General features: G+C 74.4%; 13 protein-coding genes. 8 read left to right on the forward strand and 5 right to left on the reverse strand.

All coding sequences use genetic code 11. The features are described 5' to 3' along the window. Nucleotides 1–20: 20 nt before the first annotated feature. Entirely contained in the window at nt 21–500 is a 480-nt protein-coding gene (locus tag ACFYU9_RS17600) for a (2Fe-2S)-binding protein (RefSeq protein ID WP_389345292.1), read from the forward strand. Nucleotides 501–543: 43 nt separating this feature from the next. After that, complete coding sequence (locus tag ACFYU9_RS17605; RefSeq protein ID WP_389345293.1) at nt 544–1,116, forward strand: dihydrofolate reductase family protein; 573 nt, start codon at nt 544–546, stop codon at nt 1,114–1,116. 43 nt (nt 1,117–1,159) lie between these two features. Here ACFYU9_RS17605 and ACFYU9_RS17610 read toward each other — a convergent pair whose 3' ends face one another. Further along, a complete protein-coding gene (locus ACFYU9_RS17610) occupies nt 1,160–1,936 on the reverse strand; it encodes a class I SAM-dependent methyltransferase (RefSeq protein WP_389345294.1) in 777 nt (258 codons plus the stop codon). A gap of 246 nt (nt 1,937–2,182) precedes the next feature. Here ACFYU9_RS17610 and ACFYU9_RS17615 point away from each other — a divergent pair, with 246 nt between their 5' ends. Genes ACFYU9_RS17615 through ACFYU9_RS17630 form a run of 4 tightly spaced genes read left to right on the forward strand, consistent with a single transcriptional unit; the run spans nt 2,183 to nt 6,362 of the window. Next, on the forward strand, nt 2,183–3,166 hold the full coding sequence (locus ACFYU9_RS17615) for an alpha/beta hydrolase (RefSeq protein ID WP_389213912.1): 984 nt from the start codon (nt 2,183–2,185) through the stop codon (nt 3,164–3,166). Beyond that, nucleotides 3,159–4,340, forward strand: a complete 1,182-nt coding sequence (locus ACFYU9_RS17620; protein ID WP_389213914.1) for an acyltransferase — start codon at nt 3,159–3,161, stop codon at nt 4,338–4,340. Before ACFYU9_RS17615 ends, ACFYU9_RS17620 begins: the two co-directional genes overlap by 8 nt. 40 nt (nt 4,341–4,380) lie before the next feature. Then, complete coding sequence (locus ACFYU9_RS17625; protein ID WP_389345295.1) at nt 4,381–5,688, forward strand: sensor histidine kinase; 1,308 nt, start codon at nt 4,381–4,383, stop codon at nt 5,686–5,688. Further along, the gene (locus ACFYU9_RS17630) at nt 5,685–6,362 is read left to right on the forward strand and encodes a response regulator (protein WP_389345296.1); all 678 of its coding nucleotides are present in this window, start codon (nt 5,685–5,687) and stop codon (nt 6,360–6,362) included. Before ACFYU9_RS17625 ends, ACFYU9_RS17630 begins: the two co-directional genes overlap by 4 nt. Nucleotides 6,363–6,507: 145 nt before the next feature. On the opposite strand, the gene ACFYU9_RS17635 is transcribed toward ACFYU9_RS17630, so the two are convergent. From ACFYU9_RS17635 to ACFYU9_RS17645, 3 genes are all read right to left on the reverse strand, one after another. Further along, on the reverse strand, nt 6,508–7,320 hold the full coding sequence (locus tag ACFYU9_RS17635) for a hypothetical protein (protein WP_389213923.1): 813 nt from the start codon (nt 7,318–7,320) through the stop codon (nt 6,508–6,510). Further along, nucleotides 7,320–8,645 carry a VWA domain-containing protein gene (locus ACFYU9_RS17640; protein WP_389213926.1) on the reverse strand — a complete coding sequence of 442 codons (1,326 nt, stop codon included), beginning with the start codon at nt 8,643–8,645 and terminating at the stop codon, nt 7,320–7,322. Before ACFYU9_RS17640 ends, ACFYU9_RS17635 begins: the two co-directional genes overlap by 1 nt. Before the next feature lie 100 nt (nt 8,646–8,745). Next, on the reverse strand, nt 8,746–9,348 hold the full coding sequence (locus ACFYU9_RS17645; protein WP_389345297.1) for a hypothetical protein: 603 nt from the start codon (nt 9,346–9,348) through the stop codon (nt 8,746–8,748). 159 nt (nt 9,349–9,507) lie between these two features. On the opposite strand from ACFYU9_RS17645, the gene ACFYU9_RS17650 reads away from it, so the two are divergent. Next, complete coding sequence (locus ACFYU9_RS17650) at nt 9,508–10,164, forward strand: GntR family transcriptional regulator (RefSeq protein ID WP_389213932.1); 657 nt, start codon at nt 9,508–9,510, stop codon at nt 10,162–10,164. Between the two features lie 148 nt (nt 10,165–10,312). On the opposite strand, the gene ACFYU9_RS17655 is transcribed toward ACFYU9_RS17650, so the two are convergent. Next, complete coding sequence (locus ACFYU9_RS17655) at nt 10,313–11,113, reverse strand: TIGR01458 family HAD-type hydrolase (RefSeq protein ID WP_389345298.1); 801 nt, start codon at nt 11,111–11,113, stop codon at nt 10,313–10,315. 211 nt (nt 11,114–11,324) lie between these two features. Here ACFYU9_RS17655 and ACFYU9_RS17660 point away from each other — a divergent pair, with 211 nt between their 5' ends. Next, nucleotides 11,325–12,413, forward strand: a complete 1,089-nt coding sequence (locus tag ACFYU9_RS17660) for an S-(hydroxymethyl)mycothiol dehydrogenase (protein ID WP_389345299.1) — start codon at nt 11,325–11,327, stop codon at nt 12,411–12,413. The last annotated feature ends 188 nt before the right edge of the window (nt 12,414–12,601 follow it).

Below are 12,601 nucleotides of genomic sequence, written 5' to 3' on the forward strand. Positions count from 1 at the left end.
CCAGGAATTCAGGAGCCTTCGTGCCCCAGCACACCTTCATCCTCAACGGCAAGGCCGTCACCGCCGAGGTCGAGGACGACGTCCGGCTGCTCTGGGTGCTCCGGGACGTCCTCGGCGTCACCGGCCCCAAGTACGGCTGCGGCCTCGGCGTCTGCCAGGCGTGTACGAGCCACCTCAACGGCAGGGCGTTCAACCCGTGCAGCGTCCCGGTGAAGGACATCGGGCCGACCGACGAGGTCACCACCATCGAGGGCCTGCCCGGCACCGTGGGCAAGGACCTGCACCCGATGCAGGAGGCCTGGCTCGACATCGACGTCGCCCAGTGCGGCTACTGCCAGCCCGGCCAGATCATGGCCGCCGTCGCGGCCGTCAAGCGGGCCCGCGAGGCCGGGCGGGAGGTCGACGAGGCCGATCTCGACCAGATCCGCAACATCTGCCGCTGCGGCACCTATAACCGTATTCGCGAGGCCGTCAAGGAGGGCGCCCGCCGCATGCCGTGACGCGCGGGCGACGACCCGGCAGCCGACCTAGGGAGCGCGGACGATGTCCGGAAAGATCGTGCAGTTCATCTCCGTCTCCCTCGACGGATACATCGAGGGGACCGGCCACGACATCGGCTGGCACCGGGTCGACGAGGAGCTGCACCGGCACTTCAACGAGGAACTCGCCGGCATGGGCGGGTTCCTCAGCGGCCGCCGCACCCACCAGCTGATGGCGGACTACTGGCCGACCGCCGACAGCGACCCGGCGAGCACTCCCGCCACACGGGAGTTCGCCGGGATCTGGCGGTCCATGCCCAAGACGGTCTACTCCACGACGCTGGAGCACGCCGGCCCGGACACCACGATCGTCCGCCGCGTGGACGCCGGCGAGGTCCGCGCCCTCGCGGCCGCCGCCGACGGCGACCTCACCGTCGGCGGCGCCGTGCTCGGGGCGGCCTTCCGGGAGCTGGACCTCATCGACGTCTACCACGTCTACGTCCACCCCGTCCTCGTCGGCCGCGGCACCCGCCTGTTCCCGCCCACCGACACCACCGCCGAGCTGCGCCTCGATCGGACCCGGACCTTCGGCAACGGGGTGGTGCTGCTGCGCTACGACCGCGTGGGAGCGCTCTGAGGCGACCGCGCCGGAGCCCCGCCCGACGGGCCGCCGCCCGGCCTCAGAGCCTGCGGACGCGCAGCACGCTGGTGCGCATCGGCAGGGTGAACTCGCCTTCGGCGGTCTCCGGCCGGCTCGCGAGATAGGAGCGGATCCGGCCGAGCGCGTGCTCCCGTTCCGCCTCCGGCATGACGATCATCCCCGCGCGCGTCGCGAGCGTCGCGACGAGCGAGTCGGCGGTGCGGAGCTGCCCGTGGGCGAAGCCGGCCTGCTCGGGCGAGCCGAAGCGGGGCGCACCGGTCTTCGGCAGGTGCATGCGCGCCGTCTCGGCGCGCCAGGCGGCCGGGGTGTCACGCGGGCCGATGGCGGCGTTGCCGCTGATCTCCGCGAGCCCTTCGACCCAGTCGACCTCGTCGTCCAGGACGTTCCACGGACCGGCCAGGACGCCGCCGGGCGCGAGGACCCGGGCGATCTCGGGACCGGCCACCGCCATGTCGAACCAGTGCATGGCGTTGCCGGCCACCACCGCGTCGACGGACCCGTCCGGCAGCGGAATCGATTCGGCGCTGCCCTGGAACGCCCGCACTCCGGGCACGGCGCTGCGCAGCTCGGCCGGCATCGCCGGGTCGGGCTCGACCGAGACGACCTCGGCGCCCATCGCGACGAGCACGGCGGTCAGCTTGCCGGTTCCGGCGCACAGGTCGAGCACCCGCGGACCCGGCGCGGACCCGAGGGCCCAGCGCACCGCGGCCTGCGTGTAGTCGGGGCGGTGTTCGGCGTAGGCGGCCGCCGCGGCGCCGAACGAGGAGGCGTGAAGCGACCGTTCATCATGATCCATGATCCGCCGGACAGGCCCTAGCCGCGCACCGGACCGCCGGCCAGACCGCCGGGCCAACTCCCGCCCACATCAGAGCAGTTCACGGGCAGCGTGTCCGGTGGCGGGCGGGCGCGGGTGCTGGGACCTGCGGATGACCCGTCATACCTGAGAGCTACCGCCGAGGTTGGCTCCCTGGCGGGACGCCGGCGACAGCGGCTGATTCCTACCTTTCGGAGCGGAACGAAGACCCGCCACGGAAGGAACCTCATGGCGCCCCCCGCCCGCACCGGCCGCCTCCGCCGCACCCTGCTCGCCGCGCTCGTCACCGCCGCCGTCGCGGTGCCGGTCGTGGGCGCCGCCCGGCCCGCCGAGGTGCCGGCGCCCGCGCCGCGGGCCGTACGGCCGCTGACCGCGGCCGGGCCCGACGTGCTCGCCGCACAGCTCGACGCGCGGTACGCCACCGGGCGGGCGGACCTGGCGGCGGCCGCGCGCACGGCGGAGGAGTACGGCGCGCCCCGGCGAGCCGGGTCGCTGCGGCAGATGGCCGCGCCGGGACGGCAGTTCCTCTCCTTCGACGGGCGGGACGGCGGCCGCAGCGTCGAGGTCGTCGGCGACCTGGCGCGCGCCGAGCGGATCGCCGTCCTCGTCCCCGGCGTGGACACCGCACTCGACAGCTACGGCCGGTTCCGCTCCGGAGCCCTCGCCCTCCAGGCCGCCCTCCGGAAGGACTCCGGCCCCCGCACCGCCGTCGTCGCCTGGCTCGGCTACCGCACCCCCGCCACCGCCAGCGCCGCCTCCCTCACACCCGGCCGGGCCGCGAGTGCCGCACACGAACTCCACGCGTTCATCCGCGAGTTGACCGCCATTCGGCCCGGAGCGCCGATCACCCTGCTCGGCCACTCCTACGGCTCCGTGGTGTGCGCGCTGGCCGCCGCCGACCTGCCCGTCGCCGCCGTCGTCCTCTACGGCAGCCCCGGCACCACCCTCGACAGCGCCGCCGACCTGCACACCCGCGCCACCGTCTGGGCCGGCCGCGCCACCGGCGACTGGGTCGCCGACGTGCCGCACCTCAGCCTGCCGCTGCTCCCCGGCACCGAACTCGGCTTCGGCACCGACCCCATGGACCCCGCCTTCGGAGCCCGCCGCTTCGCCGCCGGCGACGGCACCCACAGCGACTACCTCGCCCCCGGCTCCCTGCCCCTGCGCAACCTCGCCCGCATCGTCGAAGGACAGGAGCCCGACCGTGCGTGACCGCCTCCACACCCTCATCCGGCGCATCGCCGACACCACCCCGCCCGGCCGCGACCGCGCCCTCGACGCGCTGCGCGCCTTCGCCATCCTGGGCGTCGTGCTCGGCCACTGGCTGGTCACCGCCCTGGTCGCCGACAGCGGCACCCTGCACACCGAGAGCCCCCTCGGCCATCTGCCCGCACTCACCCCGGTCTCCTGGGTGTTCCAGACCCTCGCCGTGTTCTTCCTGGTCGGCGGGTACGTCGCCGCCCGCGGCCATGCCGCCGCCCGCGCCCGCGGCGAGGGCCACGGCACCTGGATCGCCGCCCGGCTCCGCCGGCTGTTCCGGCCGGTCGTCCCGCTGCTCCTCGTCTGGCTGGTCGCCGCGGCCGCCATGCTCGCCTCCGGAGTGCCCTGGCCGACCGTTCACACCCTCGGCAAGCTCGTGCTCTCGCCGCTGTGGTTCCTGCTCGTCCTCGCCGCCCTCACCGCCGCCACCCCGCTCGTCGCCCGCGTCCACCCGCTGTGGCCGCTGGCCGTCGTCCTCCACGTCGACCTGGCCCGCTTCGGGTTCGACGGCCCCGAGTGGCTCGGCTGGCTCAACCTGCCCGCCGGCTGGCTCGTCCCGTACTGCCTCGGCGCCCTGATCGCCCGCCGCGGCGCGCTCGCCCCCGCCGCCTCCTGGACCCTCCTGCTCGGCGGCGCCGCCGTGACCGGACTCCTCGTCGCCTTCGCCGGCTACCCCGGCTCCATGGTCGGCGTGCCCGGCGCCCCGGTCTCCAACCTCAACCCGCCCACGCTCGCCGCCGTCACCTTCGGCCTCGCCCAGTCCGGAGCCGCCATGCTGCTCCTCGGGCCGCTGCGCCGCGCCCTCGCCCGGCCCGCCGCCTGGGCGGCCGTCGCCCTGCTCAACCTGTGCGCCATGACCGTCTTCCTCTGGCACCAGACCGCGATGATCGCCGTCACCGCCGGCGGACTGCTCACCGCCGGCCGCCTCGGCCACGGCCCGCTCACCGGCCTGCACACCGTCCCCGACAACTACGGCTGGGTCCTCGCCCGGCTCGGCTGGCTCCCGGTCTTCGCCGTCGCGCTGCTGATCTGCGGGGCCGTCTTCCACGCGTACGAACGCACCACCCGCACCCGCGCCACCGTCAAGCGGCGGCCCGCCAGAAGGACGGAGGCACGACGTGCCTAGGCTGTCGCAGAAGATCACACACACGGGCGGGGGAGGCACGGTGGGCACGGCGGGGGACACGGCACGGTGGGAGAGCGCGCTGCGCGCCGCCCCGGAGATCCTGCGCGCCGACCTCGGCTCGCCGCGCCGCGACCCGCTGCCCCGCCACCGCTACCTCAGCTGGCTGCCGCACGCCCATCTCGTCCTCCTCAGCTTCCTCTTGGGGATGTGGGGGATGACGGAGTACGAGAACTCCATGGAGCCGGCCCCCGGCAGCATCACGCTGTTCGTCGTCCTGCAGACCGCCGCGCCCGTCCTCGCCCTCACCCGGCCCGCCGCCGCCACCTGGCTCTCCACCGCCGCCCTCCTGATCAACGGCACCCTCGCGGCGCCCTTCTTCGCCGCCCCCTGGCCCTGGAGCGGCGCCGCCGTCGCCCTGCACACCCTCGTCCTGCTGCTGCTCTCGCTGCGCGTCCGCCCCCTCGCCGCCGCCACCGCGCTCGGCGTCACCCTGCTCACCGGCATCGGCGCCCTGCTGCCGCACACCGTGCCGCACCCGGCCATCCTGTCCGTCGGCTCCGCGTTCTTCACCACCGCGACCGTCGTCGGCTGCTCGCTCCGCGCCGCCCGCGTCTCGCGCACCCGCCTGGTCGAACAGGAGGTGCTCACCGCCGGCGAACGCGCCCGCCGCGCCCTCCTGGAGGAGCGCGGCCGGATCGCCCGCGAGCTGCACGACGTGGTCGCCCACCACATGTCCGTCATCTCCATCCAGGCCCAGGTCGCCCCGCACCTCGTCGAGAACCCCTCGCCCGAGCTGCGCGAGAACCTGGCCGGCATCCGGCAGAACGCCGTCGACGCCCTCACCGAACTCCGGCGCGTCCTCGGCGTGCTGCGCGGCGACGGCGACGGCAGCGACGCCGCCGCCGGTGTACGGCACGCCCCGCAGCCCACCCTCGACCGGCTCGGCGAACTCCTCGGCAACGTCCGCGCCGCCGGCCTCGACGTCACCGCCGGGACGCACGGCGCGACCCGGCCGCTCTCCCCGGGCGCCGAACTCTCCGCGTACCGCATCGTGCAGGAGGCCCTCAGCAACGTGATGCGGCACGCCCCCGGCGCCCGCGCCACCGTGGAGACCCGCTACCACCGCGACGGACTGACCGTGCGGATCACCAACACGGCCCCCCGCGGCCCGGCCGCCCCGACCGCGCCCGGCGCCTCCGGCGAACCCGGCCACGGACTGCTCGGCATGCGCGAACGCGCCGCCATGCTCGGCGGCGAACTCGCCGCCGGACCCACCCCCGACGGCGGCTGGGAGGTCACCGCGGTGCTCCCCGCCCCTCTCACCACGAAGGACATCACGGCTCCATGAGCAGCGACGACATCAGGGTTCTCATCGCGGACGACCAGAGCATGGTCCGGCAGGGCTTCACGGTCCTGCTGAACGCCGAGCCGGGCATCGAGGTCGTCGGCCAGGCCGTCGACGGCGCCGACGCCGTCGCGCGCGCCGCCGAACTCGACCCCGATGTCGTCCTGATGGACATCCGGATGCCCGGCACGGGCGGCATCGAGGCCACCCGGCTGCTCACCGAACCCGCCGACGCCACCGTCAAGGTGCTCGTCCTGACCACCTTCGACCTGGACGAGTACGTGTACGAGGCGCTGCGCGCCGGCGCCGCGGGCTTCCTCCTCAAGGACGCTTCGGCCGAGGAACTCGCGGAGGCGGTACGGGTCGTGGCGCGCGGCGACGCGCTGCTCGCGCCGAATCTGACCAAGCGGCTCATCGCGGAGTTCTCCCGGCTCAGCCCCGCCCCGGCGGTCCCGCGGATGGACCGGCTCGGTTCGCTGACGGAGCGCGAGACCGAGGTCCTGACGCTCATCGCGCAGGGCCTGTCCAACGCCGAGATAGCCGGCAGTCTCGTCGTCGCCGAGCAGACCGTGAAGACCTATGTGAGCCGCATCCTCACCAAGCTCGGCCTGCGCGACCGCACCCAGGCCGCGGTCCACGCGTACGAGAGCGGCCTGGTCAGGCCCGGCGGCCGGTAGCGGCCGTTGATCAGGCCGAAGCCGATGGCGCCGCGCGCCAGGTGGCGCGGGACGGGCCTGCCGGCGAAGTTCGCGCTGGCGCCGCCGGACACGCGACCGGCCCCCGCCGCCGGGGCGACAGGGGCCGGTGTGACGCGTGAACGGGTCAGACGCCCGGCGGGACCCGGGACGGGCGGCCGGAGCCGCGCGTCAGGACGTAACCGCCGATGCCCGCGAGCGCGGCGAGCACGCCGCCCGCCGCGGTCCACAGCCAGCGGTCGGACCACCAGCCCGAGGACCAGCCGTCCTCCGGCGCCCGCGCCTCGACCGTCTCCGGCGTGGTGGCGCCGGGCACCAGCGGCACGGCGAGCGCGCCGTCCGCCGCGTACGCCCCGCCCAGCTCCTTCGACTCCGCGCCGATCCGGGCCGAGAACGGCTGGCCGAGGTCGTCCTCGGGCAGCCCGGTGACCGTCAGACGGACGAAGTAGACGCCCGGCAGCGGGTCGTTCGACCAGGTGTCGGCGGCGGCCCGGACCGGGCGCAGGACGCAACGGAGTTCCACCGTCGCGGCGTCCTTGGCCGCGAGCCGCGACTGCATGCCGTACATGCACGGCTGACGCCGGCGCAGCCCGTCGTACACGTCGATCCGCCAGGCCGAGGAGCCGTGCCGCAGCGCCGGGTCGGGCAGCGTGACGGTGGCGGAGACGGTGGGCCGCTGACCGGAGTCGGCCGGGAACTGCCAGTACAGGTAGTCACCCGTGGACGCCTGCGCGGTGGCCTGCTGCCCCTGCCGGAAGAACGCGGCGGTGCGGAAGGAGGTACCGGCCTCGGTCGGCCCGGCCTGCTCCGCGGCGCTCGCGCTGCCGCTCGGGACGGCGGTCGGGGTCGCGGTGTCGGCGAGGCCCGCAGGGGCGGCGGGGCCGAGCAGGGCGGCGCCGGCGAGCGCGGCGGCCGCGAACATCGTGCGAACAGTACGCATCAGTTGGTCCTCCAGACGGCGAAGCGCCAGCGGGACAGCCAGCCCCAGATCAGGCCGCCGAGGAAGCCGGCGAGCACAAGCGCGCCGAGCAGCCACCAGCCGCGGCCGAGGCCGAAGGAGGCCACGTCCGAGGCCGCGCCGGGACCGTCGACGACGTCGATCGCGAGCTCGACCGGCATGCCGGGCGTGGTCTTGACCGACGGGGGAGCGGAGAAGGAGTTGCTGACCTGGAGACAGACCGTCTCGGCGGCCGTCTTGGTGTCGTCGTCCAGCGCGGACCGGTCGTCCTTCTTCGCGTAGCGCAGGCCGGTCGATATGACGTCGGTGCGCCCGTCGCCCGCCTCGGAGCCTCGCACGATCTCGCGGCCGTGCGTGGTGACGGCCCGCAGCAGCACGCCGTAGTCCTTGTTGACGGCCCGGTCGGCGCCGATGCTCACCGAGGCGCGCAGCTCCTGGCCCGGCAGCACGTCCACCTTGTAGAAGCGGTGGCTGCCGAAGACCTGACGGTCGGTGTAGAGGCCCGGCTTGAGCACGGGCGCGTCGGCGCAGCGCCCGGCGCCGTCGGTGGCGACCGGCGTGACGACCGGGTCGGCCGCGCGGTCGACCAGCTGCCGGACGCGGCCGGAGAGTTCCTCGGTGCGGTGCACGGAGGTGTACGTGCCGCCGGTGGCCTCGGCGATGCACATCAGCTGGCGCCGGGTCTTGACGTCCGGGACCAGGCCGAGGGTGTCGATGACCAGGTGGATGCCCTGGGCGGCGATGTCACGCGCCACCTCGCACGGGTCGAGCGGGGCGCAGGTGTCCTCGCCGTCCGTGATGAGCACGATCCGCTTGGTCGCCCCGCCGGCCTGGCCGTCGGCGCCCTGGGCGGCCTCGCCCTTCTTCAGGTCGTCGGCCGCGCCGAGCAGCGCCGGGCCGATGGGGGTCCAGCCGGTGGGCGCGAGGGTGGCGACGGCGGTCTTGGCCTCGGTGCGGTCGAGCGGGCCGACCGGGTAGAGGGGCCGGGTGTCCTTGCAGCCGCGCTTGCGGTCCGGGCCCGGGTAGTCGGCGCCGAGGGTGCGGATGCCGAGTCGCACCTCCTGCGGCACCGCGTCCAGGACCTCGTTGAACGCCTGCTTGGCGGCGGCCATCCGGGACTGTCCGTCGATGTCGCGGGCGCGCATCGAGCCGCTGACGTCGAGCACCAGCTCGACCTTGGGCGATTCCTTGGCGGAGTCCGCGGCCGCCGGTCCGTCGTCGGCCGTGGCGCTGGTCGGGAGGAGCCCGACGGTCAGGGCGGCGAGCAGCGCGCAGGCCCCGGTCGCCAGCCGTTTTCTCGTGATCATCGGAGGATCGTAGGGATGATCCTCCGACAATCCAAAACGAGGGCGGGAACAGGCCGCGAACGGGCCGGAAACGGCGGCGGAAACAGACAGTGAGCGAGGGTCAGGAGCGGCTGTTCAGGAAGCCGATGACCGTCGCGCCCCACCAGCCGGCCTGACTGACGGTGGCCGCGAGACCGGAGCGGACGAGCAGCCGGCGGGGCACCTCGGCACGGTCCCGGACGCGTTCGAGCAGCTGGCCGAGCCGGTGCGCGTACAGGCCGTTGACCGTGACGGCGAGCACCAGGCCGAGCTTGACCAGGGTGAGCGGCGAGTCCAGGTCGGGTCGGAGGAAGAGGCCGGTGACGGTCAGTCCGCCGAGGCCGGCCCAGATCGGGGTCTGCAGTGCGGAGGCGGTGTCGAGGACGGCGGCCAGTGGGCGGCGGCCGGTGAGCCAGAGCACCGCGAACCAGTCGACTGCGAGCACCGATCCGAGTCCCGCGACCAGGCTCGCCACGTGCAGGAACCGGGCCACGGTCTGCAGGGTGATGTCCGCGTGCACATGTCCGGCCGTCCAGCAGGACGCCGCGAGCACGCCGGCCGCGAGTACGCCCGTGAGGGCGAGGAGCCAGCCGGGGGTGAGGTCCTCGTGCGCGGGCGTTCCGGGCGCTGCCGTGTCCGCCGTGACGGCGAGGGTGCGGGGCGGACGCGACAGGGTTCTCGGCATGGCGGGACGACTCTCACAGGCGGGAAGTGGAACTTAGGTAAGGCGAAGCTAAGTATCGCACGCGTGTGCGTCAAGTCGATCGAGACGGACGTCGCAGGCCCGCCACCCGGGCCACCCGCCCAGGTGGCATACCGTGAGGTGACCGACGGGGGAGGACCGATGACAGGGGCAGGGGCGAGGGAGGCCGGCGGCGGCTGGCTCCGCGACCAGGTCCGCGAAGGACTGCGGGACCGCATCATCGCCGGACGGCTGAAGCCGGGGGACCGGCTGGTCGAGCGGGAGGTCGCCGAGGAGTTCGGCGTCTCGCGGGTGCCCGTCCGCGAGGCCATCCGCATCCTCCTCGGCGAGGGTTTCCTCACCGCCGTCTCCCCGCGCCGCATCGTCGTCCGCGAGATGACCCGCCAGGACGTCGAGAACCTCTTCGACATGCGCGAGGCCCTGGAGGTCCTCGCCGTGCGCCGCGCCGCCGAACGGCGCACCGACGCCGAGCTGAACACCCTCGCCCGGCTGCTCGCCGAGGCCCGCGCCGCCACCACCGAAGGCGGCCCCGAGCGCCTCTCGCGGGCCAACGCCGCCTTCCACGCCCAGATCGTGCGCATGTCGCGCAACGAACTCCTCGTCACCGGCCTGGAGTCCCTGGAGGGGCGGCTGCGCTGGCTGTTCCAGCAGGTCGACGAGCCGGGTCCGCTGTGGGAGGAGCACCGGCTGCTGTACGAGGCGATCGGCGCGGGCGACGCGGAGGCGGCCGCCCAGCTGGCGCTCGCCCATGTGCGCTACTACCGGCGGGTCGCGCTCCGGCTGCTCTTCGCGCGGTGACGGCGGGCGGCGGGCGGGGCGTCAGCGGGGCTCGCGGCCGGCGAAGTCCGGCCGGCGGCCCGCGTCCGCTGGGCGCGGGCCTGAGGTCCCGGCGACGCAATCTGATGCTCGATGACCGCCTCTACCCGCCTCCATCCCATGGGACCTGTCAGTCCTGAGGTGTTCCGTCGTCCCCGGCGCCGAGCAGGGCGGGAAGGTCGGCGAAGGAGTCGAGGACGTGATCGGGCGTCCCGGAGGCGGCGCGGTGCGTCTCGGGCAGGTACTTGCCCGTCTGCACCAGTACGCCGGTGATGCCCGACCGCTGGGCGGCCAGCACGTCGGACTCGATGTCGTCACCGACCATCAGTGCTTCCGAAGCCTCGACGCCGAGGTGGGCGAGGGCGCTTGCGAAGAACGCGGGGGACGGCTTGCCCGTCACCTCCGCCTCGGTGCGGGCGGCCTTCTCGAGCCCTTCGAGGAAGGCCCCGGTGTCCAGGTCGAGGCCGCCCTCGGTGCGCCAGTACAGATTGCGGTGCATCGACACCAGCCGGGCCCCGCCCTGCAGCTGCCGGAAGACCCGGTTGAGGGCCTCGTAGCCGAACTCGCTCCCCGCACCACCGAGCACGACGACGTCGGCGTCACCCTCCTCGACGAGCGTGATCCCCTCCAGATCGTCCTGTACGTCCCCGCTGTTGAGCAGGAGGCAGCGCGCGCCGGGGAAGTGCTCGCGCAGATAGGCCGCCGTGGCCGCCGGGGCGGTCAGGACGTCTGCGGCGTCGACGGGGAAGCCGAGGCCGGCCAGACGCGAGGCGATGGCGGCCCGGGTGCGGGACGTGTTGTTGGTGACCAGGGCGATGCGGAGCCCCGCGCCGCGCAGCCGCTCCATGGCCGGGGCCGCTCCCGGCAGGGCCTTCCAGGAAACGGTGAGGACGCCGTCGATGTCGACCAGGGCCGCTCGGATTCGCTCCATGGGGCCGACGGTAACCCCTGGCACGCCCGGTACGCCGCGACCGCGGCGCGCGGGTCGCGACAACCACCCCTGCCGCTTCTTCGGCTGCCGTGCGGTGCGCGCCGACTCCTTGACCTCCCGTTGGCGCTCCACGATGCTTTGTTGCGACACGTGAGATGCGTGTCGTAATGAGCAACGTCTGTTCAGGTCTCGTACCAGCCGAGGAGTGGTCATGACGCACCAGGTCCGTGCTGTCGTCGCGCGGGGCAAGGGCGCCCCCGTCAGCCTGGAGACGATCATCGTGCCGGATCCCGGCCCGGGCGAGGCGCTGGTGAAGATCGAAGCCTGCGGGGTCTGCCACACCGACCTGCACTATCGCGAGGGCGGGATCAACGACGAGTTCCCCTTCCTGCTGGGTCACGAGGCCGCGGGCGTCGTGGAGTCGGTGGGGGAGGGCGTCACCGATGTCGCGCCCGGCGACTTCGTCATCCTCAACTGGCGGGCGGTGTGCGGTCAGTGCCGCGCCTGTCTGCGGGGACGGCCCTGGTACTGCTTCGATACCCACAACGCCAAGCAGAGGATGACCCTCGCCTCGACCGGGCAGGAGCTGTCCCCGGCGCTGGGTATCGGCGCGTTCGCGGAGAAGACGCTGGTGGCGGCCGGGCAGTGCACGAAGGTCGACCGGGCCGCGTCGGCCGCCGCCGTGGGCCTGCTCGGGTGCGGGGTGATGGCAGGCATCGGCGCCGCGATCAACACCGGGAACGTCGGCCGCGGCGACTCGGTCGCCGTCATCGGCTGCGGTGGCGTCGGGGCCGCGGCGGTCGCCGGGGCGAAGCTGGCGGGCGCCGCCAAGGTCATCGCGGTCGACATCGACGACCGCAAGCTGGCGACCGCCGGCCGGCTGGGCGCCACCCACACCGTCAACTCCCGTTCCGCCGACGCGGTCGAGGCGATCCGCGAGCTGACCGGCGGCTACGGCGCCGACGTCGTCATCGAGGCCGTGGGCCGCCCGGAGACGTACCAGCAGGCGTTCTACGCCCGCGACCTCGCCGGCACGGTCGTCCTGGTCGGTGTGCCCACACCGGAGATGAAGCTGGAACTGCCTCTGATCGACGTCTTCGGCCGTGGCGGCGCGCTGAAGTCCTCCTGGTACGGCGACTGTCTGCCGTCCCGCGACTTCCCGATGCTCGTCGACCTCCATCTCCAGGGCCGCCTCGACCTGGACGCCTTCGTCACGGAGACCATCGGGCTGGACGAGGTCGAGAAGGCCTTCGAGCGGATGCACCACGGCGACGTGCTGCGCTCGGTGGTGGTCCTCTGATGGCGTAGAGGCTGCGGGCGCGGGGGGGGGGGGGGGGGGGGGGCCCCCCCCCCCCCCCCCCCCCCCCCCCCCCCCCCCCCCCCCCCCCCCCCCCCCCCCCCCCACCCCCCCCCCCCCCCCCCCCCCCCCCCCCCCCCCCACACCCCCCCCCGGCCCCCGCCACCCCCCCCCCCCCACCCCCCCCCCCG

The organism is Streptomyces sp. NPDC004327 (genome assembly GCF_042873935.1).
In the GTDB taxonomy this organism is placed as follows: Bacteria; Actinomycetota; Actinomycetes; order Streptomycetales; family Streptomycetaceae; genus Streptomyces.

What these genes read in the sequence shown, in the direction of transcription:
- ACFYU9_RS17605 (WP_389345293.1), top strand. Translation starts at nt 544, where the DNA reads ATGTCCGGAAAGATCGTGCAGTTCATCTCCGTCTCCCTCGACGGATAC.
- ACFYU9_RS17610 (WP_389345294.1), bottom strand. Translation starts at nt 1,936, where the DNA reads ATGGATCATGATGAACGGTCGCTTCACGCCTCCTCGTTCGGCGCCGCG.
- ACFYU9_RS17615 (WP_389213912.1), top strand. Translation starts at nt 2,183, where the DNA reads ATGGCGCCCCCCGCCCGCACCGGCCGCCTCCGCCGCACCCTGCTCGCC.
- ACFYU9_RS17630 (WP_389345296.1), top strand. Translation starts at nt 5,685, where the DNA reads ATGAGCAGCGACGACATCAGGGTTCTCATCGCGGACGACCAGAGCATG.
- ACFYU9_RS17635 (WP_389213923.1), bottom strand. Translation starts at nt 7,320, where the DNA reads ATGCGTACTGTTCGCACGATGTTCGCGGCCGCCGCGCTCGCCGGCGCC.
- ACFYU9_RS17640 (WP_389213926.1), bottom strand. Translation starts at nt 8,645, where the DNA reads ATGATCACGAGAAAACGGCTGGCGACCGGGGCCTGCGCGCTGCTCGCC.
- ACFYU9_RS17645 (WP_389345297.1), bottom strand. Translation starts at nt 9,348, where the DNA reads ATGCCGAGAACCCTGTCGCGTCCGCCCCGCACCCTCGCCGTCACGGCG.
- ACFYU9_RS17650 (WP_389213932.1), top strand. Translation starts at nt 9,508, where the DNA reads ATGACAGGGGCAGGGGCGAGGGAGGCCGGCGGCGGCTGGCTCCGCGAC.
- ACFYU9_RS17655 (WP_389345298.1), bottom strand. Translation starts at nt 11,113, where the DNA reads ATGGAGCGAATCCGAGCGGCCCTGGTCGACATCGACGGCGTCCTCACC.
- ACFYU9_RS17660 (WP_389345299.1), top strand. Translation starts at nt 11,325, where the DNA reads ATGACGCACCAGGTCCGTGCTGTCGTCGCGCGGGGCAAGGGCGCCCCC.